Here is a 24889-nt window from a genome sequence, read left to right as displayed (position 1 = left end):
TCAATCTTAAGCCAAAGGCACGACGGCGGGGCCGCCCCCGCCGTCGTGCACTTTAGTTCCGTAGTGCTAAAGCTGGCACGAGACGCAACCTTCCACTTCCGTTCCTTCCAGCGCGAGCTGGCGCAGACGGATGTAGTAGATGGTCTTGATGCCCTTACGCCAGGCGTAAATCTGGGCCTTGTTGATGTCACGCGTGGTGGCGGTGTCCTTGAAGAACAACGTCAGGGACAGGCCCTGGTCCACGTGCTGCGTGGCAGCGGCGTAGGTGTCGATGATCTTCTCGAAGCCGATCTCGTACGCGTCCTTGTAGAACTCAACGTTGTCGTTGGTCAGGTAGGGAGCCGGGTAGTACACGCGGCCCAGCTTGCCTTCCTTGCGAATCTCGATCATGGAGGCGATCGGGTGGATCGAGGAAGTGGAGTTATTGATGTAGCTGATGGAGCCTGTGGGCGGGACAGCCTGCAGGTTCTGGTTGTAGATCCCGTGCTCCATAACGGAAGCCTTCAGCGCACGCCAGTCTTCCTGTGTGGGGATGTGCATGCCTTCAAAAAGCTCCGCAACGCGGGCGGTCTGCGGCAGCCATTCCTGGTCCGTGTACTTGTCGAAGAACTCACCCGAGGCGTACTTGGAGTTCTCGAAGTTGATGAACGTGGAGTTATTCTCAATGGCCAACAGGTTTGAAGCACGGATGCAGTGGTACACCACCGTGTAGAAGTAAATGTTGGTGAAGTCCAGGCCCTCAACGGATCCGTAATGGACGCGCTCACGGGCAAGGTAGCCGTGCAGGTTCATCTGGCCCAAGCCAATGGCGCGCGACTGGCGGTTGCCCTTGGCAATGGAGGGGACACTGGTGATGTTTGACATGTCAGAGACAGCGGTCAAGGTACGGATGGCCGTCTCAATCGTGGCACCGAAATCGGGGGAATCCATGGCCTTGGCAATGTTTAGTGAACCCAGGTTGCAGGAGATGTCCTTGCCAGTCTCGGCGTAGGAGAGGTCATCGTTGTACGTGGTGGGTGCGGAAACCTGAAGGATCTCAGAGCAGAGGTTGCTCATGATGATCTTGCCCTCGATGGGGTTTTCGCGGTTCACCGTGTCCTCAAACATGATGTACGGGTAGCCGGATTCGAACTGGATCTCGGCGAGAGTTTGGAAGAACTCGCGGGCCTTGATCTTGGTCTTCTTGATCCGGGCGTCGTCAACCATCTCGTAGTACTTCTCAGTAACAGAGATGTCGGAGAACGGCATGCCGTACACCTTTTCAACATCGTACGGGGAGAACAGGTACATGTCCTCGTCGCGCTTGGCCAGCTCAAAGGTGATGTCGGGGATGACAACACCCAAAGACAAGGTCTTGATGCGGACCTTCTCATCAGCGTTCTCACGCTTGGTGTCAAGGAAGCGGTTGATGTCCGGGTGGTGGGCGTGCAGGTACACGGCGCCTGCGCCCTGGCGTGCGCCAAGCTGGTTGGCGTAGGAGAAGCTGTCTTCGAGGAGCTTCATGACGGGGATGACGCCGGAGGACTGGTTCTCGATCTGCTTGATCGGGGCACCAACTTCACGGATGTTAGTCAGGGCAAATGCCACGCCGCCGCCGCGCTTGGAGAGCTGCAGAGCGGAGTTAATGGAGCGGCCGATGGACTCCATGTTGTCTTCGATGCGGAGCAGGAAGCAGGAGACAAGCTCGCCGCGCTGTGCCTTGCCGGCATTGAGGAAGGTGGGGGTAGCGGGCTGGAAGCGGCCGTCCATGATTTCATCGACAATGCTGTTGGCGAGTTCCTCATTGCCGCGGGCCAGGTGCAGGGCAACCATGCACACACGGTCTTCGTAGCGCTCCAGGAAGCGGTTACCGTCAAAAGTCTTCAGCGTGTAGGAGGTGTAAAACTTGAACGCGCCCAGGAAGGTCTCAAAGCGGAACTTCTTCTTGTACGCCCGCTGGAAGAGCTCGCGGGTGAAGTTCATGGAGTACTGGTCCAGCGTCTCGCGCTCGTAGTACTCATTCTTCACGAGGTATTCCAGCTTTTCTTCCAGGTCATGGAAGAAAACGGTGTTGTTGTTTACATGCTGGAGGAAATACTGACGGGCGGCCGCACGGTCGGCGTCGAACTGGATTTCACCCTTGGAGTTGTACAGGTTGAGCATGGCGTTGAGCTCGTGGTAACCCAAGCCCTCCCATGCTGCGGGCATCTCCTTGGAGGCCTTCACGCCAGTGCCTTGGTCTGAGACAATCGTGTCCAAAATTCTTCCAATCCTTCGCGAACGCGGGCAACGTCCTCAGACGTACCCATCAGTTCAAAACGGTATAAATGCTGTACTTTGCACTTCTCGGCGACAATGTCACCGGCCAGGCAATAGGTTTCCCCGAAGTTGGTGTTCCCGGCGCCTACGACACCGCGAATCAACTTCCGGTTTTGTTCCACGTTAAGGAACTTGATGACCTGCTTCGGCACTGCCCCGCTCCGATTTTCCCCGCCATAAGTGGGCAAGATCAGGACAAAGGGAACTTGTGCCAGAAGCGTTTCTTCTTTGGTGTAGATCGGCAGCCGTGCCGCGTCCATCCCCAGCTTCACCATGAATCGGTGGGTGTTATCGGAGGAGGAGGAAAAATATATCAGCCGGCTGCTGGTGTTTCGAGAAGGTATCGCTGTTACTGCGGCTTCTGCTGCAACGGCTGACATGGCTTTCGCTTTCCAACTGCTTACTTGCGGTTGTAGGGCCAGCCGTTTGACGGGCCAGCCCCACATGTGTGCGTTATCCGCACATGAAATTATGTGTTTCGTGCGGGCCCAAAAGGCCCACTTCCTGACTTACGCTACGCTCGCGGCGTTTGCCTGGACGGCTGCGGCAAGTTCGGAAATCTTATCCGGACGGAACCCTGACCAGTGGTCGCCATCAGTGATCACCACGGGCGCCTGCTGGTAACCAAGGCTGAGTACGTGTTCCAGAGCAGCCGGATCAGTGGAGATGTCTACGCTCTGGTACGTGATGCCCTTTTTATCCAACGCCCGGTATGTTGCGTTGCACTGGACGCAAGATGGTTTGGTGTAAACCGTGACGGTCATGATCGAAGTTCCCCTTTGTCTGTTTCTGCCTGTGGCTGCCTCTGTCGGCATGCTCGCTGTCGGTGGGGGCTACGGGTCACGCAACGGCCTCGCCAGCTTTTTAGAGCTGTTTCAGCGGCCCTTTTCAGAACCGCTTGAATTCTGTAATAGATACTACATGTAGTGCGAGTCTCCAGCACCGACCCCTACATGATGTATTACAAGTATGTCATTATTATGCACCGCTCGTCCACAGCCTAGGAGAATTAAAAGCCCGTGAACTCAACGTTTAAACCGAGCTGTCCACAGGCTGTGGACAGCCTGGGTGCACACTAAACGTGCGGCGTGTCTCATAATTTCGGCGTGTCGTGCCGGGGCGGCTGGCCCATGTGCACCACCACAGCCCGTCTATGCTTGCTTATGCTTGCTTAGGAATCAGCCGCTCCGGCAGAAAGAGCCATCCTGTGATCAATCCCCTGCACCTGCGCACCCTTTTAGAAGTTGTTCGCCGCGGATCCTTTGCCGCCGCAGCCACCGCGCTGGGGTACACGGCGTCGGCTGTTTCACAGCAGATGTCAGCTCTGGAGCGTGATTCCGGAGTCGATTTATTTCACCGCTCAGCACGCAGCATCCTGCCTACGGAAGCCGCCTTGGTCATGTGCCGCCATGCCACCAAGGTGCTGACCGATATAGATGCCTTGTTGGCTGCGAGCGCACGCACGGCTGAGGGGACAAGCCAGGAATTGCGGCTGGGCATCTTTCCCTCGCTGGCCACCTATGTCCTGCCGCGCTTATTTGGCTCCTCACAGTGGCCGGAGCTGGGAATTAATCTCCACGTCTCCGTGGGGGAACCGCAGCAGACCATTGGCGGCTTGCGCACGGGCGGAGAGCTGGATGTGGCCCTGGTGTATCAGGTAGGTCAGTCAGGGCTGGCGTGGCCGCACAGCCTGAACCGGCAGTGGATTGGCGACGATAATTTTCGTGTTGTCCTTCCCGCGTCCTGGGGCATTCGCCCGGGCTCCACCATGGACGCTGCCCACCTCTCAGACATGCCCTGGATCATGCACCATCCCGGGACCAGTGACGCCGCCGTGATAGAGCGGCTCTTCGCCAGCTGCAACCTGCATCCGCGCGTGGCCGCCTACAGCGACGATTTCAATGCCAGCCTGCAACTGGTGGGAGTGGGGCTGGGCGCAGCACTGGTCCCGGAACTGGCTCTGGCCGCCCGGCCCGAGAACGTGGTAGTCCTGGACGTGCCTGAAATCCGGTTGGCCCGCAATATCTTTGCCCTGCTCATCAATGAGAATCGCACGGCCCGCGTCGAGGTGTTTGTGGACAAACTGGCCAGCATCCTGGCAGAGGTCACGGATATCAGCCATGTGGACCGGACACCGTGAGTCCTCACGCCGTGATGGCGAGCCCATCCGGCGCTGGCTCGGCATTGTAGGCGCCGTTACTGCTTCCGGAACTTCTTGGCCGGTGCCACAAAGCGTTTGATGAGCTGCTTTTTCACCGCACCAAACGGCGGGTAGATCAGCGCGAGCGTGTCCGGGAACAATGTCTTTTCCAACACCGCCTTGTGATGTGAGAACGTCGCCACCGAGTGCTGCCCGTGGTAGCCCCCCATGCCGCTCTCCCCCACACCGCCAAAGGGCAGGCCGGGCACCGAGAGGTGCGCCACGGGGACACCAAAGTTCAGTGCGCCCGAGGAGGTTTGGCCCAGGAACTGCGCCCGTACGCCGTCGTCCTCACTAAAGACGTACAGGGCCAGCGGCTTGTCCCCCGCATTGATGTAGGCGATGGCCTCTGCGGCCGAATTGACGGTGAGCAGCGGCAGCACCGGGCCGAAGATCTCCGCCTCCATAAGCTTGGCATCAGCATCCACATGGAGCACTGTGGGGGCGATGTAGCGGGTGGGCGCATCCGTACGCCCGCCACTGACAAGGGCGGAGCCGGAGTGCTCCGCTAAGTCTTCTGCCAGCAACCCGGCAATACGGGCAAAGGCCTGGTCATTGATTATCCGCCCGTAGGCCAGGCTATGTGCAGGCTCGGTACCGTAGAGGTCCTCGATGGCCAGCGGAAGTTCCTTGGCAAGTTTGGCCAGTGCGGCGTCAGTGCCCAAAACATAATCGGGCGCCACGCAGGTCTGCCCGGCGTTCATGAACTTGCCCCAGGCAATGCGGCGTGCCGCGGCAATCATGTCCACTGACTCGTCAATGTAGACCGGCGATTTTCCGCCCAGTTCCAGCGTCACCGGTGTCAGGTGCTTGGCTGCGGCGGCCATGACGATCCGTCCAACACGAGAATTACCGGTGTAAAAAATGTGGTCGAAGCGCTCCTCCAACAGTTCGGTGGTTTCGGCCACACCGCCCTCCACAATGCTCACGGCGCCGTCAAGATACTCCGGGACCCAGCGGGCCAGCGCCGCCGAGCTGGCAGGTGCCATCTCGCTGGGCTTGCCCACAACGGTGTTCCCGGCCGCGAGGGCTCCGACCATGGGGGCCAAAAGTAGTTGGATGGGGTAGTTCCACGGCGCAATGACCAGCACCACGCCGAGCGGATCCAGCACCGTGCGGGCCCGTGCTGGCTGGAGCGCCAAGGGTACGGGCACTGGGCGTGGCTTGAGCCATTGCTCAAGATGTTTCAAGGTGTGGGAAATCTCGGCGGTGAGGAAGCCGATCTCTGTCAGCCAGGCTTCGGCCGGGTGTTTGCCAAGATCTGCGGCCAGGGCTGCGGAAAAATCATCACGGTGCTCAACGAGCATGCTATTCATGGCCTTCAACGCACTGACACGCCACGCCAAGGGCTTCGTGGTGCCGCTGGTGAAAACTGCCCGGGCGCTTGCCACACTCTCTTGTACGCTCATGGCTTTAATCTACCCTCTCCCCGGGACCTGGACGTTACCCGCTGGTAACGTGCCCCGGTAATGTGCGCTAGTGGCCAAAAGCACAGCGCCCCTGGCCTTTCCGTGAGGAGAGGCCAGAGGCGCTGAGGGTGACGCTGGTGGAGCAGGTTTCGCTGGTGGAGCTAGCGGGCGTGTTAGACGAGCTGGGCGCGGACTTCCTTGGTGGCCTGAACCAGGTTCCGCAGGGACTCTTCAGTCTCGGCGTAGCCACGGGTCTTCAGTCCACAATCAGGGTTGACCCAGAGCTGGCGAGCCGGCACGTGCTTGACGGCGGTGCCGAGCAGTTCGGAGACCTCGGCCGCACCGGGGACGCGGGGGCTGTGGATGTCATAGACGCCCGGGCCAACACCGCGGCCAAAGCCATGGTTCTCGAGGTCGTTGACAACCTCCATGCGGGAACGGGCAGCCTCGATCGAGGTCACATCTGCGTCCAGACCGTCAATGGCATCAATGATGACACCGAACTCGGAGTAGCACAGGTGCGTGTGGATCTGAGTGGCGTCGGCAGCTCCGGCGGTGGAGAGGCGGAAGGAATTCACGGACCAGTCCAGGTAGGCGGGCTGATCGGCACGGCGCAGCGGGAGGAGCTCGCGCAGGGCAGGCTCATCCACCTGGATGATCTTGATGCCGGCAGCTTCCAGATCCGCGATCTCATCACGCAAGGCCAGGCCCACCTGGTTGGCGGTGTCACCCAAGGGCTGATCGTCACGGACAAAGCTCCAGGCCAGGATCGTGACAGGGCCCGTGAGCATGCCCTTCATGGGCTTGTTCGTCAGTGACTGCGCATATTCCGCCCATTCAACGGTGATGGCCTTCTCACGGGTGACATCCCCCCACAAGATGGAAGGACGGGTGCAGCGGCTGCCGTAGGACTGGACCCAGCCGTGAACCGTAACGTTAAAGCCTTCGAGGTTTTCGGCAAAGTACTGAACCATGTCGTTACGCTCGGGCTCGCCATGGACCAGCACGTCAAAGTCGAGTTCTTCTTGCAGCTCCACCACGCGCTTGATCTCTTCCTTCATCAAGGTGGTGTATTCATCCGCCGTAATGGCGCCCTTGTTTGCCCGGGCCCGTGCGGAGCGGATTTCGCCGGTCTGCGGGAAGGAGCCGATGGTGGTGGTGGGCAGTGGCGGCAAGGCCAGAGCCTCATCCTGGGCGGCTTCGCGGATGGCAAAGTTGGAGCGGTTGAAGTCCGCCGGGGTCAGGGCTGCCAAGCGGGCACGGACCTCGGGGCGCTTGACCCCAGCGGCTACTGCCCGTGATGCGATGACAGCAGAGGCTTCACAAATGGCTACCGCGGACGACGCCGGGTCCACCAGGTGCGCTGCCAGCGTCACCACTTCGGTGACCTTCTGGTCTGCGAACGCCAACCAGCTGCGTAGTTCCTCAGAGAGCTGGGTTTCCTCGGTGACGTCATGCGGGACGTGCTGGGTGGAGGTAGAGGTGGAGACGGTGACCGCTAGACCGGCAGCCTTCAAAATATCCAGCCGCGCAGCGGATTCGGCCAGATCGTTGATCCAGATGTTATGACCATCCACTACACCTGCAACAACGGTCTTGCCTGCGAGCAGGGCCAGCTCTTCCGCGGAAGGAACGGCACCCTTGAAGGCGTCAATGTGCAGAGCCTCGATGGGGGCGCCAGCCAGGGTGGGCAGCAGTTCACTGAGTGCACCGAAAGGGGTGGAGACAAGGATCTGCGGGCGGCCAGCAGCTGCTCCGAGTACCTCGTAGCTGCGTGCAACGGCAGCCTGAATTTCGGCAACGGGCACATCCTGATCGGCAACAAGGGCGGGCTCGTCCAGCTGGATCCAGGAGGCGCCGGCGGCACCGAGGCGGCTCAGCAGTTCAGCGTAGACCGGCAGTACCTCTTCCAGGCGGGAGAGCGGGTTGAAGTCTGCCGGGGCTTCATCACTGGCCTTGCTCAACAGCAAGAACGTGACAGGGCCAACCAGGTACGGGCGGGTCTCAAAGCCGTTGGCCAGAGCGTATTCGAACTGCTCCACCACGCGGGTTGAGGTGAGTGAGAAAGTGGTTTCCGGGCCAATCTCCGGCACCAGGTAGTGGTAGTTGGTATCGAACCACTTGGTCATTTCCAGCGGCTGCTGCTCAACCGTGCCGCGAGCCAAAGTGAAGTAGGCGTTGATGTCAAGCTGGCCATCGGCGTTGCGCAGTTCACCGAAGCGGGCCGGGACGGCACCGATGTGGGTGATGGCGTCCAGCACCTGATCGTAGTAAGAGAACGTGCCGGGAATGGCTGCCGCTTCGTTCAGTCCCAGCTCAGTCAGGCGGCGGGCGGTACCCAACTGGATTTCTTTGGCGGCAGCATCCAGCTCGGTGGCGTCGATCTTGTTCGCCCAGAAACCCTCGATGGCCTTCTTCAGTTCGCGGCGGCGGCCAATGCGGGGGTAGCCCAGTAGGGAGGCGGAGGGGAATGCAGTGTTCTTTGACATGGAATTTCCTTAGATTTTTAAGACAAATATTTCAAGATAAAAAAGTCAGATGCAGCGGCCATTGCTTGGCCAAGGCGGGTGTTAGGCCAAGGCTGATGCGGCACTTCTGGAGCCCAGCTGGGGCCGTCCCGGACGCAGTAGTTCGAGTTTATTCAGGACCTCCAGGGCGGCGGCATGTTCATTGAAGGTGTAGAGGTGAATACCGGGTGCGCCAGCGTCCAAGGCCGCCCGGGCCAAGTCCACTGTGGCCTTGACCCCCACACGGCGGCTCTGTGCTGCGTTGTCGGCCCGGCCCAGACTATCCAGCAGCTTGGGGCAGGGTTCCACACCCGTCAGATCACCCAAACGCTGGACCCGGCGCAGGCTGGTCAGCGGCATGACACCAGGGATGATGGGTATGCTGACCCCGGCGCGGCGTGCCCGGCTCACAAGGTCGCGGTACTGGTCCGCATGGAAGAACACTTGGGTGATGGCAAAGTCGGCTCCTGAGCGCTGCTTGGCCAGGAGGACCTCCACATCATGTTCAATCGAGGGTGACTCCGGGTGCCGCGCAGGGTAGGCCGCCACACCAATAGCAACCTTGCCGGCACAGAGCAACGCCGAACGGCGCTGCTCCACACGGCGGATCAACTCAATGAGGTCCTGCGCGTAGGCCAAGGATCCAGCCCGTGGTTCGGCGGGACCGTCCTGGGGCAGATCTCCGCGCAGGGCCAGGATGCCGCGCACACCATGGTCGAGCAGTTCAGAGATGATCTCGGCAAGTTCATCAGCCGTATTTCCCACGCAGGTCAGGTGTGCCAACGGTCTCAGTGAGGTTTCCGTCAGGAGCCTGTTCAAGAGTTCCACTGCTGTGTTGCGGTTACTGCCATTGGCACCGTAGGTGACGGAGACGTAGTCCGGATTGGTGCTTTCCAATTCACGGATGGTTTGCCACAGCGTGGCTTCCGCGGCCGCATTCTTGGGTGGAAAGAGTTCGTAAGAGAGGGCTATCGGCGCACTTTGTGAAGCTGGCGCCGATACCTGTATCAGGCTCGGTGGAGACATTTGCTGGGTCCTTGAGGATGGGTTGGCCGCTGCTGCCCCAAGCGTCTAGAACACCGGAAGGCAGCAACAATCACATTTTCGAAGAAAGCGGCGCAGACCACCCGGAGCTGTCTAGAGAGCAACAGCGAGCGGGCGTGATCCGCGAGCAAATGTCAGACCCACATGGGGGCACCCACACCCTCGATTAATCCGAAGGTCGCTGACACACGTTGAGGAGATAACGTGCACCAAATATAAGCACCCCGTGACATGCAGCGCAAATTCATGATCGAATTACTACGCGCCTTTACGGAATATTTCAGCAATTACATTCGGAGAAGCTAGTGAATCCTGCACCTTGACCGAATAAGTGAGCAGTCAGAGTCCCTCTGTACTCCAAGATGCACACGTCACCACGGCTTGGGGTGCTGCTCTGGCTCTTCCTCAAGCAGTTCATCCAACTTCTGGCCCTTGCTACGTTCCTGCTGCGCTTTCTGGCCGGATTCCTTGAGCTTGTCCAGCTTGCTGGCGGGTGGCGCCGGCGTATCCTGCCCCGGCTCACTCTCGCCGCCTTCGCCGTCCTGGCCACCATCTTGGGAGGCGGACGCCTTCTCCTTCAGGCGCTGCGCAGCGTCCCGCAGCGCATCACCTTCACCGTCGCTGTTATTGGCACTATCAGGGGTGAAGCAGTCCCGCGGCGCTTGCTCTACAGTTGCGCTGCCCTGGGCAAAGAACTCCAGGGCACGCGCCGTGTCCCCCGCCTTCTGCCCCTCCTCACCCAACTTCTCTAGGCTAAGTACCAAATTAACCCGAACCTTGCATGACTCCTTTGCGGGGACCAGCTCCAAGGCCGTGGCAAATTCCTTCCTGGCCCGTTCAAAGTCGCCGCGCAGCACATATCCATCACCCACGGCAAAGTGGGACTTGTACCGTTCAACCAGGTTCAGTACCCCCATGGCCTGCCCGGCGTGCACGGTCCCGTCCGCGTTAGAGCTGCCGTAGGCTGCGCCGGCCTGCCCTGCGGCGAGTGGCAGGCTCAGCAACTTCAGTGCAACAACGGCGGCGACAAGGATGGCATGTGCGCTCCAGAGCAGCAGTTTCTTCCGCCGTTGCCGGGCGTCGCCAGCCCCGCTGGGTGCAGTCCCACTGGATGCAGTCCCACTGGATGCAGTCCCACTGGATGCAACTGGCCCGGGTTGCGCTGCCGAGGAAGAAGCATTCATGCGCGGTCCTTTCGGGGCGCCGCCAAGACACGGCGGGCACGGCTCAGTGAGGCTAGTTCTGCGGTGGCCACACCAAAAGCGGCCAAAGCGAAGAGCCAATATAATTCAGTGCGCCCGGCACCAACACGGGCCTCTGTTCCACCCGGCGAGGAAGAAACCTTGGGGGCAGACTTGCCCAACGCCGCAGCAATGTTTCCCGGCTGCTCCCGGTGAACATAGGGCACGTCCAGCTGGGAGGCGATGCCAGCCAGCACCTTCTCATCAATACGGGAAATCGCTGGCGCATAGTTGGCGCTTTTGTCCAGAATGTAGGGCCCGGAGGAGGTACTGCTGAAGCTGTACTCACGCATTTTTCCTCCGGCAGTTGTCCCGTACCCCAACACAGCGCCACCATCTATCAGTTCCATCTTGTCCTTGAACGGTTCGGGTGCTTGAGCTGCAGTTTGTTCCCCGTCACCGAGGTAAAACACCAGCCGCGGCCGCTCCGGGTGGTTCTTCGCAGAATCCGCCAGCCGTTGGGCCAGCAGCTGATGGGCCACGCTGATGCTGCTGCCTTGAGAGATGTAGGCCGGTTTGGGTGAGATGACCTCAGTCATGGTGGCCAGCGCTGTTGCGTCGGTGGTCAGCGGAAGCGTGACGGAGGCCTTGCTATCAAAGGTGATCAGGGAGAACCGGGCCCCAGCCAGTTCGGTGGCCAGGGCTTGAATGTCCCCCTTCATTCCCTCAATCCGGGGAGATTTTCCATTGAAGTCCTCGGCAGCTGAACTGGGTGTCACATCAACCACAAAGTACACGTTGAGTTCGGTGTTCGCTACTGGTGCGGGCGCGCCCACCAGTCCGGGCCGGGCTCCAGCAACCAAGACCAGCACAACCAAGGCTGCGTAGCGCCAACGGGCGGCGGTGGCCCCCTTGAGCAGAAGGAAGCCAGCAACGGCTAGCAGTATCAGAGACAGAGCCAGGTACAGCCACAGGGGCAGGATCGGCAGTAGGCTCATCTCCGAAGCCGCCAACCAGCTACACCCAGCATCAGCAGGGAAAGCAGCGCCATACCCAAGGCCCAACCTGGTTGATCTAGCACACTGCGCTGCGGGGCGCCCTTGAGCAGTGCCGCCTCAGTGGCTTGCACTTTTTGCACAATTCCAGGAACCGCAGATTCACTCTCCAGCGCAAAGTAGGCCCCGCCCGTGGAGGTGGAGGTCGTCTTGAGGCCTTGTGCGGCCTTGCCCAAGAATGTTTCCATGCCGAAGTCGTTGGGGTTAAGGGAATAGATACGTATCTTGTCCTTCTGAGCCAGCGTGGTGGCTTCCGCCAGGCTGAACAAGGGTTTTCCTGCCAAGAGGTTGTCGGTGGCAAAGATGACCGATCTGGATCGTTGGGATTGGGCTGCTGCCGGAAAGCCGTTGATGCAGCTGGCTAATCCGTCGCCAATGAGAGAGGAGCCCGGCGCCTCATATGTTCCAGTGAAATAATCAAAGGAACTCGCGTCCGGGTTCAGCGCCTTCTGCGCAATTTTGAGCTCATTCGCCACAAACTCATAGTCGTCCGTGAGCGGAAAAACTGTGACGGCCGTTGAATCAAAGATGGTCAAGCCAATCCGTTCACCCTTGAAGTTCGCCACCAAGGTGGAAAAAACACTCACAATGGCCTCATCGGTATCCAACATGGAACCGGAGACATCCAGACACAAGATGATGTCCCGGTTAAGTTGTTCAGGAATGCTTGTCCGCTCCGTGACGGGCCGGGCCGCGGCCACCAGCAGCGAGAGCGCCAAAACCGCAACGGCAGCAACCGCCACAGTGAGCCACGCGCGGCGCTGGCGCAGCGCGTTTTGGTAGGCGGGTAGGGCCGTGAGCCGTTCGGTATGGGCCACCGGAAGGCGCCACACCGGCGCCGTTCCACGCCGGAACAGCAGTACAAGGACAGTACCAAGAACGGCCAGCCCCACAGGCAGCAACCACCAGTATTTCAACGCCATTCTCTCACCACATTCCTAGCCGCCTGAGCCGAGTCGGACACTAAGCGGTCTCCTCCTGTGCGGGAAAACTCCCCCGGATAAAACAGTTCCACAGCCTCCTCAGCCAGTGGCAGGCGGTGCTCACGCAACTCGGTGAGTGTCATGCGCTGAGTCCGCAACCCCGTCATCTCATGGACGAAGGTGCGCACAGCCAGGCTGAGCTCACTGTGGGCTGCGCGCGTAGCCAAGTGTCCGGCGTCGTGCTGGTTTTGCAGCCCATCAATGAGGGCCAGGTATTTGGCTTTGACGCCCTGCGGGTGCCGTGGCGGAACAAAATTGGGGACGCCGATGGTGCCGGCCGGCTTGGTGGCGACCCAGATCCAGGCCACCGCTGCGGCGCACAGGATCAGCAGCGCCACCCCCAGCAGCGGCCACCACGCCGAGTAGCCAATGGGGGCATAAAACGTTGTGTCAGCGGGCACGTCGATGCCTCTCCAACAAGGCGAAGACAGCAGTCATGACCTGCTCTGTGGCACCCACACAGGTCATGGCAATTCCCTGGGTACGCAGCAGCTCGGCCAGCCCCTGGGACCTTTCGGCGGCAGCTTGGGCATAGCTGCGGGCAAGTTCCGGATCATTGGCAAGTAGCAGCAGGACCTGCCGCTCCCCCTCAACGTCAGTTGCCATAACCTCGGTGCCCGCCCACCCGGATGCTAGGTGTGCAGATGCCGTAGCGCCCTTGTCCAGGCTGCCTCTTGACCTTCCGGCAGAGCCGTGGACAGCACCGGGTCCGGCTAAGATGGCGTCAGCAATTTCTACCCACAGGATTTCATGCTGGGCGTTGAGCCGGCGAAGCACCTTAGCGAGGCGCTCGTTGGGTGCGAGCTCATCCGCAACAACCACCAGGAGTGTGCGGGCCTTGATGTGGGTGGCAGCATACTCCAACTGCGTGCACAGCTCACTGCGCCCGCTGTCCTCTGAGGCTGCATCCATGCGGCGCAACACATTCTCCACATGACTTTCGGTGCCTTTGGCGGGCAGTGCGGCGGTTGCGTTGGAGTCTCCGTGGATAAGGGCCACGGAATCACCGTGTCTGCAGGCCAGCAAGCCGATGACCCCCATGACCATGACGGCAATATCCTTTTTGATCTGGCCGCCGCGAGAGGTTGCAGCCATGTTCCGGCCAGTGTCAGCCACAAAAAGTACCTGTTGGCGGCGGGTAGCCACGTAGCGTTTGATCAGCGGCGTCCCCACCCGGGCAGTGGCTTTCCAATCGATGTCCCGGACTTCATCCCCCGGAACATAATCGCGCAGATCATCGAAGTCCAGGCTACGGCCGCGGAAAATGGAAGCGTACTCTCCGTCAAGGACACCGCGGGCCCGGCGGTGCGCAAAGATGTACATCTTTGCTTTCACGCCAGTCAAGAGGCTACTCACGGCAGGCTACGGTGTTTGAACTGAGTCAAGGATGGCGGCAATCAAGGTTTCCACCCGAATATTTTCCGCCACGGCTTCAAAGCCCAGAATGATCCGGTGCCGCAAAACACGTTCCGCCAGTGCCTTGATGTCTTCGGGGATCACGTGGTCCCGTCCTTGCAGCAGGGCTAAAGCACGCGATGCCTGGGTGAAGGCGATGGTGGCGCGGGGGCTGGCACCAAACTCAATAAGCTTGGCCAGCGCAGGGTCAATGTACGCTCCGGCATGGCGGGTTACATAGACCAGCCCCACAATGTAATTGATAAGAGCAGGGTCCAGATAAACCTTTTTGACGGCGTCCTGCAGGGCAACGATATCGGCCAGCCCTGCCACGGGAGCTGGCGCCGCCCCGGCTAGGAACACCCCGGAATCAATACGCCGAATGACTTCGGCTTCCTCCACGGGGCTGGGATAATCCAGAACATCCTTGAGCATGAAGCGGTCCATCTGGGCTTCGGGGAGCTGGTAGGTGCCTTCCTGCTCAATGGGGTTCTGGGTGGCCAGGACCATGAACGGGTGTGGCAGCGGGTGTACCTGGCCGGCAATGGTGGTTTGACGTTCCTGCATGGCTTCGAGCATGGCAGATTGTGTCTTGGCACTGGAGCGGTTGATCTCATCCAGCAGCACAATGTTGGCGTGCACGGGACCCAGCTGCGTGGCGAAGGTGCCTTGGGCGGCGTCGTAAATCTGGGTGCCAACAATGTCACTGGGCAAAAGATCCGGGGTGCACTGGATCCGGTGGAACAGTGCGCTGACTGATTCTGCCAGGGTCTGTGCGGCCGTGGTCTTCGCCAAGCCCGGAACGGATTCCAACAGGACGTGGCCCCCGGTCATCAGGGAGATCAGCAGGGTTTCCCGTAACCGGGTTTGTCCCACCACCTTGTGTTCAAAGCTGCGCGAGATCTTGTTCAGAACCTGCTGCGCATGCGCCAGCTCCGCCTGATCGAGGGACGGGTTCACGCTGGTGGATAACACTGTCAAGGGGGCCTTTCGTTGAAACAATTTCTGACACAATTTCGGACACAATTTCGGGGTGGATCTTATAGACAAGTTCATACATTTAGTGGCTTTCCCACAATGGGGAGAACTTCCCATGCCCACTGTCCAGAGTGCACGGCGCGGACTAGAGTGAACCCATGAACCAGTTGCCAGCTGTCTATGAGGAGTACCTACAAGGCAAGGATGAGAACTTCATTGCCACAGTCCGCCCGGTGCTGCAGCAGTCAGTGGCCGAGAAAACCCACGGGGTGCGGGTGGTTGTGACCCCGCATGCCCTTCAGGCCCACACCGATCCTGCCATTCACTTTGGCGAGATTATTGAAGGACCGGACTGATCAGAACTTCGCGTCCAGCAACAACTGTGCGGCATTGGGGCTGAACGTTTTTTCCATGACCAGGCAGGCCGCCCCAAACGCTTCCTCACCCGAGTTCACCACGGTGCCGGTGACTTCCACCGAGTGCACACAACTGGTGACGCTTAGCTGCCTCAGAAGCTCCGGAATCAGCTCCAGATAGGTGGTTGCCAGAGCCGGCCAGAAGGGACCGCCGAACACCACCTTGTCCACATCGAGCAGGTTGGTCAGGACCGAAACAGCGCCAGCAAGACGCCGTGCCGATTGCGCCAACACCTCTTTGGCTTTCCTGTTTCCCTGGGCAGCGGCCTCCGCAAGAGCCGCCAGGTCCGCAGGAAGTGACGGTTCCACGCCCTCGGGCGCAGCGGGAAGAACACCAACAGCACGGGCTTGAGCTACCAAGGTTTCGGGCATGCAGGTGACCTTCACGCAGCCGCGCCGCCCACAATCACACGGCGGGCCGTCGGGGTCCGCAATGATATGCCCAATCTCTCCCACGTTACCTGAGGAACCCCTCACTACCTGATCATTCAGCACCAAGCCGGCACCTATACCCGTGCCAATGTACACAAACACAAAATCCGTGGCGTTATTCTCGGCCCCGGCCCACAGCTCGGCCACTGCCGAGGCCGTGACGTCTTTGTCCATCACCACAGGCAACCCGGTTGAGCCCTGCAAGATGTCTCGCAGAGGGACCCTATTCCAGCCCGTCATATGGGGCGGGTCAACCACTGTTCCACTGCCCGCATCAACAGGGCCCGGCGTAGCAACACCCACACCGGCAATACGGTGCTCGGGAATACCGGATTCGGCAATGATGCGGCGAATCTGAGAACCCATGGCGGCAACGGCCTGTGCCGGCGGGCTGGCAAGATCAGTGACTTCATCCACCGAGACCAGCACGGTCCCTACCGCGTCCAACAACACATAGTTGGTGGTCGCCGGATCAATGTGAAGCCCGATCGCGTACATGCCTTTGGGGTTCAACCGCAAAATGGTGCGCGGCTTCCCCGGGCCCGAGGTCTCCTTGCCGGCTTCCACAATGAGCTCTGAATCCAGAAGGCGCCGGCAAATATTAGATACTGTCTGTGCCGCCAACCCGGCCGAAGCCGCCAGTTCAACCCGGCTAAGGCCTTCCGCGGAACGTCGAATGGAGTCCAGGATCACTGCCTGGTTGAAATCCCCCATCTTAGGGAGGTTTGTGCCGCGGCGGCGCTGGGGCACAACCATATTGGGAAGTCCCAACATTATCTCCTTGACAAATCATTAGCTGCTGATTGCCGGCCTCGTGGATGAAGCCGGCCCCATTCCCCAGCTGCCAGATTACCCCGGCGGAGGTGGCGACTCGTGAACGCCACGGCGGGCGCGCGAAACTTCAGGTTAAGAACTAGAGCCTTCGGCCGTACCGGATGCCGCCTTGGTGGAAACTGTGAGAGTAAATTTGCTGTTACGAGCTACTACGCGCGTGGTTCCCACCGCTTTCGCCAAGGCACCCTTGTAGTCCAGATGGCGGTTATAAACGCACCACAGCTCTCCCCCAGGCGCCAGTACACGTGCTGTGGCTGCGAACAATTTATGTGCAATTCCGGCATGCACGGTGGCCCCCACGTGGAAGGGCGGGTTCAGGACTATCAACTCCGCTGAGCCAGAGGCGAACCCGGCCAGCGCATCATCACGGACCACCTCAATTTGATCGGCCAGAGCGTTGGCCAGCGCTGTGGCTGTTGTTGAGGCCACCGCCGCAGCAGACTGATCCGTGCCAATGACCTTCAGCTCCGGACGGGCCTTGGCCAGGGCCGCTGAAATGGTGCCATTGCCACAGCCCAAATCAATGGCCAGGCTCGCATCCGGGCGCATCTGGGGAACATAGTCGAGGAGGAAGCGTGTGCCGACATCAATTTTTGTGCCACCAAACGTAGCCCCGTGGGCGCAGATCCAGAGCCCTTGCTCCGCATGGAACTCCTTTTTTGGAAAGCTCAGCGCCGTTGCCTCCTTGCGTGGGCCGCTGAGGTGCAGTGGGCGGGATTTTCGCCAGGCCCGCCCTGGAACAACTGAGCTAAAGTATTCTGCCAGCACTGTATTCATGGCCAGGGTCATGTGCTTGATGCGGCCGCCAGCAAAAACTTGCACGGTTGGCGAGGCGTAGGTGCTGATAAGGGCCGCCACTTCTGCCAGTTCGTCGAGGCTGCGCGGCAACTGCCACAACACAACCTCTGCCTCGGTAAAGAGCTCCGGCCCCAACGCCATGGACGTGTACACATCGGCGTGTCCGCTGCGGTCTGCGTTGAATGCCAACGCATATTCCCCTGAAATACCATCCTGGCTCACGCGCAGTCCGGACAGATCATGAACCGTTGCAGAGGCAAGGGTCAGCGCTCCATACCGGTCCCCCAACACGGTGACGGATCCGGGGGCGGAGGTCTCCAGCGCGGCATAGGCCTGCTGGAGGATCAGCTCGTCTGTGGCGTCATGGGCGAAGAGGTTCTCTGCCTCTATGTCCGGGAACCTCCGCAAGTGCCCAAAATCAAAGACCATGCCCTCAAGTTCACTGTTTTCCTCCACCGACCAACTCTACCGCGCCGCATTTTCAGCCCAAGTTTCTTCCCCTGCCTTGGTGCCCAAAATCACACAGGATATATACTTGAGGCAATCACCTAAGTCACAGATACGTCGCCGTCATCGACGACTCGAAGGATGATTATTATGAGTCAAATTACGCCACTTCGCAGAACCGTCCGTGATGGCAGCGGACTCAAACGTGTTGGAGGTGTGTGGGGAGAGGTCCTGGCTGAATTCCTCGGCACCTTTGTCCTGATTTGTTTTGGTGACGGTGTTGTAGCCATGGCCGTAGCTGCGCTACCTGGCAGTGGCCGCGCCGCGACTGACACAACAATTTTCATGGCTGCCGGGGACTGGCTACTGATCACGTGGGGATGGGCGTTGGCGGTAGCGTTAGGCGTCTATGTGGCCGGTGGCGTTAGCGGGGCACACCTGAACCCCGCAGTGACGTTGGCGTTCGCCGTCCGGAGAAAGTTTCCATGGAACAAGGTTATTCCCTACGTGGTGGCTCAGGTTGTGGGAGCTTTTGCGGCTGCGGCGCTGCTCTACGTAGTCTATTTCAACGCCATTGACGCCTTCAACGCCGCATCCAAAACACAACGGGATCAAGCCGGCGGCTTAGCCACGTTCTCCATTTTCGCCACCTTCCCTGCGCCGTATTTCAAGGGCAATTTGACCATCCCGCTGATTGACCAGATTGTTGGTACTGCATTTTTGGTGATCTTCATTGTGGCCATCATCGATTTGCGCAACACAGCTGTTAAGGCCAATCTGGGACCGCTGATGATCGGCTTCGCTGTGGCGGCCATTGGGATGTCCTTCGGCGCCAACGCCGGTTACGCCATCAATCCCGCCCGTGACTTTGGTCCTCGCGTGTTTGCGTGGCTAGCAGGCTGGGGTGATGTTGCCTTGCCGGGCACCATCACGGGGGTTCCTGGCGCATTCAGTTGGTACTTCTGGGTGCCTATTGTAGGTCCGCTCATTGGCGGCATCATAGGCGTGCTGCTCTACGACTGGTTCATTGGCGATATCCTGCATGCCCGCCGCGCACTGGCGGATCAGGAGGCAGCTGCTAGTGGTAAGCCACGCATTGACCAGGATAAGACGGAACCGGGTCCGGCCGAAGAAGAGGAAGACTACTGACACTCCAAGGCCTGGACATACAGCCACTGGCTGCCAACTTTGGTAAAGCTACTGGTTTCCGTGAAGGAGTCCCGCAGTTTACGGTTCGCCGCTGAGCGGTAGTGTGCGCGGAAAGTCACCACGCCCTCACGCTCAAAGGGACCGCCGCGTTCAGTTCCGAGGATTTCCAATAGATACCACTTCTGGTCGGGGTCCAATTCCAAAGTCTCAGGGCGAGTGTCACTGTGCCAGGTTCGCAGCAGGTAGCTGGCATCGCCCAGGGCGAAGGCGCTGAAGCGTGAGCGCATCAGCGCCTCTGCTGTGGGCGGGAACGTCCGGGCCACAGTGTTGGCGCTGTCTAGGTAGCGCCCGCAGCAATTGACCAACAGTTCCCCACTGTGGCAGGGGCAGCGCATTGTGTCCGTCGTCATGGTTCTCACCTTTCTTGTCCTTAGTTCCTCAATGCTCAGTGGATCTATTGGAGCGGGTGGGTTTGTGCATGGAACCATTCGATGTGGTTCTTGAGTTCTTTGGCTGCCCGGACGCCGTCGTTGGCTAGCACTGCGGCAAGGATCTCACCGTGCTGGGTACGCAAGGATGGGACCATGGAGTCCCACTTGGCTTCACTGTCAATGGCCTCGCTGACATAGCTCTGGATGGCCAAGCGCAGGGATTCCATCATGGCCGTGACAACCGCGTTTCCTGCCAGTGAGCTGAGCAGCACGTGGAAGGCGGCATCCAAGACATGGAATTCCTCCCGGTCCAGGCCGGGGGCTGCCATGGCTTCAAAAAGTTGGTGCAGGGTGGCCTCTTGGCTGGCAGTGCGTGGCTTCCCGGCAGCTTCCACAGCCGCCCACGTCTCCATCATGATGCGAGTCTGGACAATGTCTGCAACGGGAAAATGACTCGTTGCCATATGTAGGCGAAGTGTTGCCGCCAGTCCGGCTCGAGGATTGGCTATGACCACAGCACCGGATTGCGGTCCGGAGCCTACTCCTGTGCGGACCACTCCCATCACGTCCAAGACACGAATCGCATCGCGGACGGACGCGCGGGAAATACCGTGTTTCAACGCCAGGGCCCGCTCCCCCGGCAATTGATCGCCCACTTTAATCTTGCCGTCGCGAAGATCGGCTTCAATACTGTTCAGCACCGCCTCGTAGCTGCGGGTAATAGGCGTGGGATCGGGTTCTGAGACGTGCACTGGATCATTCTCGCATTCAGTGCCGCCAGAGAGTGAATCGGCACCCGTTTTTTGGCACAGAGCGAGCAAGCAGCGAGGCGTGGGAGTAAATCCGTAATCCGGCTCAGTTGCCAACGCTTCACGCCCAGGCAGAGGAACTCCCCCACACGGAGGGCAAGAAAAAATCCGGCCATTCTCACGAATGGCCGGACCTTGTTTTGGTGGAGCTGAGGGGACTCGAACCCCTGACCCCCTGCATGCCATGCAGGTGCGCTACCAGCTGCGCCACAGCCCCAAAACTAACGATATTTAGTTGTAAACCCACTGAATAACTTCTTTAGCTCATTCAGCGTGTTTGGTGGAGCTGAGGGGACTCGAACCCCTGACCCCCTGCATGCCATGCAGGTGCGCTACCAGCTGCGCCACAGCCCCAAACACTGTATTTATTTGCCGCTTTCCTTGACCTAGCGGTCTTGGCTGAAGCAACCTGTCTATCCTAGAACACGTTTTACCGTAGTGCCAAATCGGCGTGTTCAGGGCGCCTAGTCCTCTACAGGCTGGTCAAGACCTTCGGGTGATTCATACGGTTCCGGAAGCGTCCCAACATTGTGTTCAAGTAGCCTCCAGTGGTCCACTCCCGGTCCTGAATCAGCGGAATGGGCAGCTTCAACCACAGACCAATGACAATTGGAGAGCCCGGACAAGGTGCGCCACAACGGCTCCGGCAGACCCAACAGCTTAGCCATGGCTACCCTGGTGGCTCCTCCGTGGGTGGTGACCACCAGAGTGCCGCCGTCGGGCAGTACAGAGACACCTTCCAGAACGGCATCAACCATCCGTTGGGCTACTTCAACCCGGGTTTCCCCACCACCGGCCCGGACACCGGGTTCATCACGTTGCCACTGTTTGATCTGCTCGGGAAAGCTCGCAATTATCTCATCGAAAGTCCTCCCCTCCCACTCACCACCAAAGGTTTCACGCAGGCGTGGATCCACCTGAATAGGACCACCAGTGAGGGATGCCAGCTCTTGGGCAGTGGAGAAAGCCCGGGAAAGATCGGAGGAAAGTATCTGCACCGGATGCCCACCGGAGACGGCAGAACCGAGCTTGCCGGCTAGAAGTGCCGCGGACCGGCTAGCCTGAGATGCTCCCACCTCGTCCAGAGGAATATCGCTCTGACCCTGAAAGCGTCCGGCAGCATTCCATGATGTGCGGCCATGGCGCCAAAAGATGACCCGCCGGCGCGGGCCGGCGGGCTGCAGAACTGAACGTCCCGGTGTTTGGTTGGCTATCAATGGCCACCGTCCCATCCAAGGTCCCCCAAAGGGACAATCACAGTGCTGATTCTTTTTCCTACTACTCTGTTACGGCAGCAGCTGAGGGGTCAGCCGCATCCAACTGAAGGTCAATGATGGGGCATTCCCCGTAAAGACGCTCGAGTGCGTAGAAAACGCGGTCCTCTTCATGCTGGACATGGACCACAATGTCGGCGTAATCCAGAAGAACCCAGCGGCCTCCCGAGCGGCCTTCGCGGCGTACCGGACGCAGACCAAACTTGTGCAGTTCGTCCTCGATGCCATCAACAATGGCGTTGACCTGGCGTTCAGTTGCTGCGGAGGCGATGAAGAAGATGTCCGTAATAGCCAAGCGGTCGCTGACATCGATGGCTGTCACATCCTGAGCCAATTTTTCCGATGCTGCCCGCGCTGCCGCGCGTGCCAAGTCAATCGACGTTTCTGATGCTGTCACTGGTGTTCCTTTGATTGTTGAAAAAATCTTGTTTAAAGAGTATTGGTCAATATCACGATGACGCTGACCACAAGAGCCGCACCGCCAAGAATAATACTCCCCCACTGAATCAGCAGGTTGCGTTGCGTTCGTCTCAGCCCGGCAGTCATGGCATCCAGGGGCTCGAGCCCGTGCGCGTAGTCTGCGGGCATGGGGGGCATTTGTGAGCGTTGCACCGGCTCCGCTGCAGTCGCGGCGTGTGAGGGATAAGGACCTGACACATCAGCAGCAGTAGCAGTAGCAGTAGCAGTAGCAGCATGCTCCCCGTTCGCCATGGCCTCAGCACGTTTGATGGTGCTACTCCTGCCACCCGTCAAAGGGCGGTTTCCCGGACCAGGGCGGTGCACGGCACGTGCTGCCAGCGCCGCATCGAACCTCTCAGCACTAACGTTGGGCACGGTGGGGCCGGATTCCGGGATTTCCTCTGACGCTTCGCGGCTGGGCTGCACCACTGCCCGTGCCTTGGCTGGCGCCTGCCGCGGAGTGGAACGTGTGACAATTGGCACATGGGTAGTGGCCGGCGGACGCATAACGCGCTGGTCCATCCCGGGTACGTCAATAAACTCCATGGGCGTAACCATGGCCAAGTTATTCGTGGCCGTGGGGTCAGCCGGCGGACGCCGATTCTTGGCATTTTCCTGAACCAGCCGTTCACGGGCCTGTGCGCGCTGGGCCAAAATAGCGGCCCTTTCCGATTCAGCCCGCTTGGCTGCCAGCACTTGAAGTTCTTCAGTGCTGGGAGCAACTGACGGCCCCGCCGAGATCGGATAATAGCTCCCACCGGGAACAAGTCCGGGCATGGGAGGAGAATTACGCTCAAGTTTACTCTCAAGCGGTGTCTGCGCCTGAACTTCCGCGGCAGCGGCGGCGTCAGGTGTTGCGGCAGTCTGCGGGCTTGGCGCACCCTCGCCATCAGCTGAGATGGACGCGTTAGCTTGGTCTGCGCCAGCCTGATCCACGGTGAACGGGGCGGCACTGCTAGGCAAAGCTGTCGGTGGGCTTGGCATTTTCACGGCGGCCGGCGGCACGTCCAGTGGTGTCACAGCCTCAGGCGCCGATGCGCCGGGCAGCTTTTTATCATCAGTACCTGCAGAGGCGGTACTGGTCCCGGTTTGCCTCCGGCTGGTAGCAGGGGCTGCACGGCGCCCTGCCCTGGTACGCGGCACAGGCGTTAGGCCCGGAACCGCACTTCCAGCAGGCGTAGGGGCACCAGCAGAGGCAGACTGCTCGGTGGCGTCCGCGGGGACATCGCGGGTGCTGTCCGTCGAGGCCTCGCTGGTGGTGTGGGAAGCGTGGGTATCCGTTAACGCCACAGCCGGGCTCTGACTCGTCTGAGGCGAAGCACCCGCCTTTCCCGCCCGTGAGGTGACGGAGATGACAGGGTTCACTGCCGTGATGGGTGCCCGTTCTGCATCAAGCTGAGCCTGACGAAGCGTCTTTCGTGATGGCAGCGGGCTCAGTTCGCCCGGATCGACAAGGTCCTTGTAGGCACGCAAGGCAGCCCTGTCGCGTGCCCGAGTCTGTGATTGACGTTCCCGAGGTAACGGTGCCTCCGCGGCGCTGACTTCCTTGCCGGCGTCGGCGGTGCCTGTTGGTACTTCTGTTGCCCCGTGAGCCCGGTTAGCAGGCGAAACAGGCGCCATGATCTCAGGCACCGCGGAGACTTCCGGGGCACCCGTTCTGTGTGCAGATTGCTCGCGCATTTCTCTGCGACTACGAATCGGCTCTGTTTCCTTGCTCATCACTTACTCATTCGGTTCTCTTTAGTCACCGGCACTATGCCTGCTCCGGCATCTGTTACGGGTTGCACGTACAGCCCGTACTTGGCAATATATTGCACCACACCGTCCGGAACCAAGTACCAAACGGGATTGTGCTCTGCCACTCGCTGGCGGCAGTCGCTAGAAGATATTGCCATAGCAGGCACTTCCAGCAAACTTACATCGGTTCGCCCTCTGTCATCGAGCACATGCCCTGGCCGGGTGACACCCACAAAGTGGGCCAAATCCCAGAGTTCTTCATTGTCTTTCCATGACATGATCTGCGCCATGGCATCGGCACCTGTGATGAAGAACAAGTCCGCTTCAGGACGCATCCTGCGCAAATCACGCAATGTGTCAATGGTGTATGTGAGCCCTGGCCTATCAATATCCACACGGCTCACCGTGAATTGCGGATTCGCAGCCGTTGCAATGACAGTCATCAAGTAGCGGTGTTCAGCGGCGCTGACCTGGCCTTTTGACTTTTGCCATGGCTGGCCGGTGGGCACAAAGATGACTTCGTCTAGCTTGAAGACGCTCGCAACTTCACTGGCTGCAACAAGGTGTCCATGGTGGATCGGATCGAACGTGCCACCCATGACTCCAACCCGGAGACGGTCCCGGGTACCTTTAGCGCAAGATACCCGGGGGGTTCCCTCAGTGATGGGAAGACGCCTGGCCATCGTTGTGCAGGTGCTTGTTGGTGTGCTGGCGGTGCGGGTCTTCAGTTGCTTCAACAACACTGTGGCGGTTGCCCAAATTCATGAAAGAGACCGTAACAAACATCAGCAGCAGCAGGGCAGCAAGCATAGTACCGCCAATCACATACGGCGGCGCAATCAGCGGCGCAAGATCGTGTTCTTCTGCGGCAGCCAGTACGACGCCGGCAAGCTGGGTCAGCATTATTTCTCCCCTTGGGTACGTGGCCTGGCGGTTATGTCACCGCACCAAGGCCAATTGTTGCTTGTATTGCTTCTAATGGTACGTGCAATCGGCATGCTCAGGGACACCGGCCGCGCCGTGTGGGCCACACGTGGCTAATTTCCAAGCCAG

General features: G+C 59.7%; 24 protein-coding genes and 2 tRNA genes. 3 read left to right on the top strand and 23 right to left on the bottom strand.

All coding sequences use genetic code 11. The features are described from left to right. Positions 1 to 66 precede the first annotated feature (66 nt). The 3 genes from nrdE to nrdH all read right to left on the bottom strand — a co-directional run bounded on the left by nrdE (position 67) and on the right by nrdH (position 3062). Positions 67 to 2187 (bottom strand): class 1b ribonucleoside-diphosphate reductase subunit alpha, encoded by a 2121-nt coding sequence (nrdE, locus tag RY113_RS04245; protein ID WP_315913812.1) that lies wholly within the window; start codon positions 2185 to 2187, stop codon positions 67 to 69. A gap of 14 nt (positions 2188 to 2201) precedes the next feature. Continuing rightward, on the bottom strand, positions 2202 to 2678 hold the full coding sequence (gene nrdI, locus RY113_RS04240; RefSeq protein WP_110106363.1) for a class Ib ribonucleoside-diphosphate reductase assembly flavoprotein NrdI: 477 nt from the start codon (positions 2676 to 2678) through the stop codon (positions 2202 to 2204). Positions 2679 to 2807: 129 nt separating this feature from the next. Beyond that, entirely contained in the window at positions 2808 to 3062 is a 255-nt protein-coding gene (gene nrdH, locus RY113_RS04235) for a glutaredoxin-like protein NrdH (protein ID WP_110106362.1), read from the bottom strand. A 443-nt stretch (positions 3063 to 3505) separates the two neighbouring features. On the opposite strand from nrdH, the gene RY113_RS04230 reads away from it, so the two are divergent. After that, positions 3506 to 4438: a LysR family transcriptional regulator gene (locus RY113_RS04230; RefSeq protein WP_110106361.1), complete on the top strand. Its 933-nt coding sequence runs from the start codon at positions 3506 to 3508 to the stop codon at positions 4436 to 4438. 56 nt (positions 4439 to 4494) lie between these two features. Here the strand turns inward: RY113_RS04230 and RY113_RS04225 are convergent, their stop codons facing one another. From RY113_RS04225 to RY113_RS04185, 9 genes are all read right to left on the bottom strand, one after another. Continuing rightward, a complete protein-coding gene (locus tag RY113_RS04225; protein WP_315913656.1) occupies positions 4495 to 5907 on the bottom strand; it encodes an aldehyde dehydrogenase family protein in 1413 nt (470 codons plus the stop codon). Between the two features lie 173 nt (positions 5908 to 6080). Then, positions 6081 to 8396, bottom strand: a complete 2316-nt coding sequence (gene metE / locus RY113_RS04220) for a 5-methyltetrahydropteroyltriglutamate--homocysteine S-methyltransferase (RefSeq protein ID WP_315913655.1) — start codon at positions 8394 to 8396, stop codon at positions 6081 to 6083. Between the two features lie 81 nt (positions 8397 to 8477). After that, complete coding sequence (locus RY113_RS04215) at positions 8478 to 9440, bottom strand: methylenetetrahydrofolate reductase (protein WP_315913654.1); 963 nt, start codon at positions 9438 to 9440, stop codon at positions 8478 to 8480. A 389-nt stretch (positions 9441 to 9829) separates the two neighbouring features. Continuing rightward, positions 9830 to 10642 (bottom strand): hypothetical protein, encoded by an 813-nt coding sequence (locus RY113_RS04210; RefSeq protein ID WP_315913653.1) that lies wholly within the window; start codon positions 10640 to 10642, stop codon positions 9830 to 9832. Continuing rightward, on the bottom strand, positions 10639 to 11637 hold the full coding sequence (locus RY113_RS04205) for a vWA domain-containing protein (RefSeq protein ID WP_315913652.1): 999 nt from the start codon (positions 11635 to 11637) through the stop codon (positions 10639 to 10641). Before RY113_RS04205 ends, RY113_RS04210 begins: the two co-directional genes overlap by 4 nt. Further along, entirely contained in the window at positions 11634 to 12617 is a 984-nt protein-coding gene (locus RY113_RS04200; protein WP_315913651.1) for a VWA domain-containing protein, read from the bottom strand. Before RY113_RS04200 ends, RY113_RS04205 begins: the two co-directional genes overlap by 4 nt. Next, positions 12608 to 13078, bottom strand: coding sequence for a hypothetical protein (locus RY113_RS04195; RefSeq protein ID WP_315913650.1), 471 nt, complete (start codon positions 13076 to 13078; stop codon positions 12608 to 12610). The genes RY113_RS04200 and RY113_RS04195 overlap by 10 nt, the downstream gene beginning before the upstream one ends. Further along, a complete protein-coding gene (locus tag RY113_RS04190; RefSeq protein WP_308467740.1) occupies positions 13068 to 14012 on the bottom strand; it encodes a DUF58 domain-containing protein in 945 nt (314 codons plus the stop codon). The genes RY113_RS04195 and RY113_RS04190 overlap by 11 nt, the downstream gene beginning before the upstream one ends. Before the next feature lie 27 nt (positions 14013 to 14039). Beyond that, a complete protein-coding gene (locus RY113_RS04185; protein ID WP_315913811.1) occupies positions 14040 to 15047 on the bottom strand; it encodes a MoxR family ATPase in 1008 nt (335 codons plus the stop codon). Positions 15048 to 15208: 161 nt separating this feature from the next. Between RY113_RS04185 and RY113_RS04180 the strand changes: the two genes are divergently transcribed. Next, positions 15209 to 15406, top strand: coding sequence for a hypothetical protein (locus tag RY113_RS04180; protein ID WP_315913649.1), 198 nt, complete (start codon positions 15209 to 15211; stop codon positions 15404 to 15406). On the opposite strand, the gene RY113_RS04175 is transcribed toward RY113_RS04180, so the two are convergent. Both RY113_RS04175 and RY113_RS04170 read right to left on the bottom strand, forming a co-directional pair. Next, positions 15407 to 16672: an ROK family transcriptional regulator gene (locus RY113_RS04175; protein ID WP_315913648.1), complete on the bottom strand. Its 1266-nt coding sequence runs from the start codon at positions 16670 to 16672 to the stop codon at positions 15407 to 15409. Between the two features lie 132 nt (positions 16673 to 16804). Further along, positions 16805 to 17986 (bottom strand): methyltransferase, encoded by a 1182-nt coding sequence (locus RY113_RS04170; RefSeq protein WP_315913647.1) that lies wholly within the window; start codon positions 17984 to 17986, stop codon positions 16805 to 16807. A gap of 141 nt (positions 17987 to 18127) precedes the next feature. Here RY113_RS04170 and RY113_RS04165 point away from each other — a divergent pair, with 141 nt between their 5' ends. Beyond that, on the top strand, positions 18128 to 19126 hold the full coding sequence (locus RY113_RS04165) for an MIP/aquaporin family protein (protein ID WP_110106350.1): 999 nt from the start codon (positions 18128 to 18130) through the stop codon (positions 19124 to 19126). Here the strand turns inward: RY113_RS04165 and RY113_RS04160 are convergent. The 9 genes from RY113_RS04160 to RY113_RS04120 form a co-directional block, all read right to left on the bottom strand. Next, positions 19120 to 19536, bottom strand: coding sequence for a YchJ family metal-binding protein (locus tag RY113_RS04160; protein WP_315913646.1), 417 nt, complete (start codon positions 19534 to 19536; stop codon positions 19120 to 19122). The two genes, RY113_RS04165 and RY113_RS04160, sit on opposite strands and share 7 nt — an antisense overlap. A gap of 44 nt (positions 19537 to 19580) precedes the next feature. Further along, positions 19581 to 20309 carry an FCD domain-containing protein gene (locus RY113_RS04155; protein ID WP_315913645.1) on the bottom strand — a complete coding sequence of 243 codons (729 nt, stop codon included), beginning with the start codon at positions 20307 to 20309 and terminating at the stop codon, positions 19581 to 19583. Between the two features lie 198 nt (positions 20310 to 20507). After that, positions 20508 to 20583 (bottom strand) — tRNA-Ala (locus RY113_RS04150). Positions 20584 to 20644: 61 nt separating this feature from the next. Continuing rightward, a tRNA-Ala gene (locus RY113_RS04145) sits at positions 20645 to 20720 on the bottom strand. Positions 20721 to 20830: 110 nt separating this feature from the next. After that, positions 20831 to 21598, bottom strand: a complete 768-nt coding sequence (locus RY113_RS04140; RefSeq protein WP_315913644.1) for a histidine phosphatase family protein — start codon at positions 21596 to 21598, stop codon at positions 20831 to 20833. A 46-nt stretch (positions 21599 to 21644) separates the two neighbouring features. Further along, entirely contained in the window at positions 21645 to 22037 is a 393-nt protein-coding gene (gene rsfS / locus RY113_RS04135) for a ribosome silencing factor (protein WP_110106346.1), read from the bottom strand. Between the two features lie 32 nt (positions 22038 to 22069). Then, positions 22070 to 23818, bottom strand: a complete 1749-nt coding sequence (locus RY113_RS04130) for a hypothetical protein (RefSeq protein ID WP_315913643.1) — start codon at positions 23816 to 23818, stop codon at positions 22070 to 22072. Then, positions 23818 to 24519: a nicotinate-nucleotide adenylyltransferase gene (gene nadD, locus RY113_RS04125; protein ID WP_110106344.1), complete on the bottom strand. Its 702-nt coding sequence runs from the start codon at positions 24517 to 24519 to the stop codon at positions 23818 to 23820. Before nadD ends, RY113_RS04130 begins: the two co-directional genes overlap by 1 nt. Further along, complete coding sequence (locus RY113_RS04120) at positions 24494 to 24739, bottom strand: hypothetical protein (protein WP_110106343.1); 246 nt, start codon at positions 24737 to 24739, stop codon at positions 24494 to 24496. The genes nadD and RY113_RS04120 overlap by 26 nt, the downstream gene beginning before the upstream one ends. Between the last annotated feature and the right edge of the window lie 150 nt (positions 24740 to 24889).

Origin of the sequence: Arthrobacter sp. lap29 (assembly GCF_032458965.1) — a bacterium.
Lineage (GTDB): Bacteria > Actinomycetota > Actinomycetes > Actinomycetales > Micrococcaceae > Specibacter > Specibacter psychrochitiniphilus.
This window is presented reverse-complemented; position numbering and strand designations above follow the sequence as displayed.